Source organism: Dethiosulfatibacter sp., from assembly GCF_983023055.1.
This window is the reverse complement of sequence record NZ_CEZJXU010000258.1, coordinates 1,041-3,680: the sequence shown is the minus strand read 5'-3', so window position 1 is coordinate 3,680 and position 2,640 is coordinate 1,041. Positions and strand designations below refer to the sequence as shown.

General features: G+C 37.9%; 2 protein-coding genes. Both read left to right on the top strand.

Annotated features, from left to right (window positions below):
* The first annotated feature begins 283 nt into the window (after window positions 1–283).
* On the top strand, window positions 284–1,144 hold the full coding sequence (locus AC3AX0_RS09215) for a CPBP family intramembrane glutamic endopeptidase (protein WP_487550003.1): 861 nt from the start codon (window positions 284–286) through the stop codon (window positions 1,142–1,144).
* 310 nt (window positions 1,145–1,454) lie between these two features.
* A partial coding sequence (locus tag AC3AX0_RS09210) for a GLUG motif-containing protein (RefSeq protein WP_487550002.1) occupies window positions 1,455–2,640 on the top strand: 1,186 nt, incomplete at its 3' end.

The following is a 2,640-nucleotide window of genomic DNA, read 5'->3' as shown; positions in this document are numbered from 1 at the left end:
GATTTAATTATACAATCACGGTTCTGTGTCCGTCAAACTTGGGATAAGTCACTTCCTTATGGAATAATGACTGAACTTAATTGTGCTGACAAGACCATTACATTGTTGGAAAGTGCAACGGAATAGTTTTTTGTTACTAATATCGATATTTATTTGTCTAACGCCAATGTCATCTGTTGTGACTGGATGTATTGTAATTAAGTTTTTTTAGTGATATGATGAAATTGAGCAATAAAGAATAATGTTTCCACAATAAACTCAAAGATATTGAGAGGAGAACATTTTGAAAGAAACTAATCAACAAAATGATCGGAACGTATGGCTTTTTTTCTTATTGACTTTCATATATTCCTGGTTACTTTGGCTACCCTTTGTATTGTCGGGATTTGGTGTTATTCAACTTTCGGAATCCATAGTCTCTTTGGTGACTCTTGCGGTAATACTTGGAGCCTTTGGGCCTTTGTTTGCAGCGGTTATACTGATTTCTCGAAAAGGTGGACGGTCGGGAGTGAAAAGTTTTTTCCGTAATGCATTTGTTCTTCATGTGAAGCCAATATATTATGTGTTGGCATTATTATTACCGCTGCTAATAACTGCAGCAGCACATTATATTGTGAATTTTACAGGTATTGATACTCTACCTCCCAATCTTTTTCCAGAGGATTTAGCAGTTCCTGTAATAGTCTTGATTACTCCATATTTTATTTTTATACTTGTTGCGGGAGGCGGACAGGAAGAGTTTGGCTGGCGTGGTTACGCTCAAGAACCTTTGCAGCAGCGTTTCGGTATTCTAAAAAGTAGTATTCTTATAGGTATCGTTTGGGGTGTGTGGCATTTACCACTTTGGTTCATGCCTGGTGAGGGGCACGCTTATTATTCTTTCTTTCCATTTTTTATATACACTGTGAGCATGTCGGTTGTTCATGGATGGTTGTATAATGCAAGTGGTAAAAAGCTGGTTATTCCATGGATAGCTCATGCAATGAGTAATGTATCGGTACCTTTTTTCCCAATACTACACCTAAAGCATGTTCCACAACCTGGGTACTGGGTTTGGGTGTTGCTCAATGTCTTATTGGCGATAGGTATTACTATCTGGTTCATGAAGAAGACAGGGAATATGAGTTCAAATGGGTTGATGTAGAAAAAGGGATACTATGAGTCTGATGGACAATTGGGTATGAAATGATTGGATTTGAATGGGTGGTTTTCAATCCATAGTAATGAACCCAATTCCGTGATATAATTGGGATGTAATTGTATTAATACTCAGGGTTGTGTAAAGAGGTATTTATCTACATAAATTCACATAAATTCAACAGGTTTATTAACCCTTGTTCTTTTTGAACTTGGGTTTTTATTATTTTGAAAGGGGGTTAATGCTTATAGTATTATTTTATGTTTGGTTCTAGTTTTTCAGAATGGTTTAAAAAGTTTGGAGGGAGGCATTTGAAATGAAAAAGGAAAATCTTAAGGGTTTTTCAGTAGTGGTGTTAGTTGCCATATTAATCTTCACAATGACTGTAATGGCATTTGGAACGGTAGTAACTCAAACAATAACAGCTTACTATAATGACATTAAAATCTTTGTTAACGACAAAATGATTGTGCCTAAGGATATCACGGGAAAGATGGTTGAACCTTTTATCTATGATGGCACCACCTATTTGCCTGTTCGTGCTGTGGCTGAGGCTCTGGGACAGAATGTGAGATGGGATGAAAGTACATATTCGGTGTATATCGAAGAACCGGAGGATTTGGTTAGGGCAGTATTGATATATAGCTGGGAGGATATGTATAATATAAGGAACGGTCTAGGAATGAATTATATTTTAATGACAGACCTTGATGAGACATCACCTGGCTATGATACCTATGCTGGCATTATGGCGGATGGCGGTAAAGGTTGGCTGCCAATTGGAACTGAAGATGATCCACATATGGGAAAATTCTTTGGGAACGGACATGTAATATCCGACTTGTATGTTAATCGCGAAGATATTGACTTTGTTGGCTTGTTCGGATATTCAAAAGGTGGAATGTTTGAGAATATTGGCATGGAAGATGTATCTATAACTGGTGGTAATTATGCAGGTGGTCTTGTTGGACGTGCGTTTTATAATTCTTTAATAACTAATTGCTATTCATCAGGAACTGTGTCGGGTTTAGAGCATGTCGGAGGACTCATAGGAGGTACATCGGGTGATAAAATCAACAAGGATCCTACTGTTGGTTCGGAAGTTAGTAATTGTCATTCATCATGTACCGTAATTGGAACAGATCCTGAAATCGGATATGCAGGTGGTCTTGCAGGAGCTATTGGTTTCAATGGTGTGATGACAGATAGTTATGCTACTGGAGATGTATCTGGGGTACTTCGTGTCGGTGGATTGGTAGGTGCTTCAGGATATGGTTCTGAAATTACCAACAGTAATGCAACAGGAGATGTAACAGGTACTAACAACTTTGTTGGTGGTTTATTGGGTGGTATAGGTTTCGATGCAGAAGTGAGCAAATGCTATGCAACTGGAAATATTACTGGAAATAATGCTGTTGGAGGTCTCATAGGCAACGTGACAAATGAAAAGACTGATAAGAGTGTTAATATCAGTGATAGTTATTCTACAGGAAGTGTAACTG